At 52.4% G+C, this 572-nt stretch carries 1 other RNA gene; it reads left to right on the forward strand.

Annotation, left to right across the window (positions count from 1 at the left end):
• The first annotated feature begins 3 nt into the window (after positions 1-3).
• Positions 4-348, forward strand: a transfer-messenger RNA (tmRNA) gene (ssrA, locus tag RB160_RS23950).
• Positions 349-572: the final 224 nt, after the last annotated feature.

Consider the following 572-nt stretch of genomic DNA (forward strand, 5'->3'; position numbering starts at 1 on the left):
GACGCCGGTTGCGAAACTTTAGGTGCATGCCGAGTTGGTAACAGAACTCGTAAATCCACTGTTGCAACTACTTATAGTTGCCAATGACGAAAACTACGGCCAGGAATTCGCTCTCGCTGCGTAAGCAGCCTTAGCCCTGAGCTTCTGGTACCTTCGGGTCCAGCAATCACCAGGGGATGTCTGTAAACCCAAAGTGATTGTCATATAGAACAGAATCGCCGTGCAGTACGTTGTGGACGAAGCGGCTAAAACTTACACAACTCGCCCAAAGCACCCTGCCCGTCGGGTCGCTGAGGGTTAACTTAATAGACACGGCTACGCATGTAGTACCGACAGCGGAGNTCTCGCTGCGTAAGCAGCCTTAGCCCTGAGCTTCTGGTACCTTCGGGTCCAGCAATCACCAGGGGATGTCTGTAAACCCAAAGTGATTGTCATATAGAACAGAATCGCCGTGCAGTACGTTGTGGACGAAGCGGCTAAAACTTACACAACTCGCCCAAAGCACCCTGCCCGTCGGGTCGCTGAGGGTTAACTTAATAGACACGGCTACGCATGTAGTACCGACAGCGGAG

It is taken from the genome of Neobacillus sp. YIM B06451, from assembly GCF_032667185.1.
In the GTDB taxonomy this organism is placed as follows: domain Bacteria; phylum Bacillota; class Bacilli; order Bacillales; family Cytobacillaceae; genus Bacillus_D.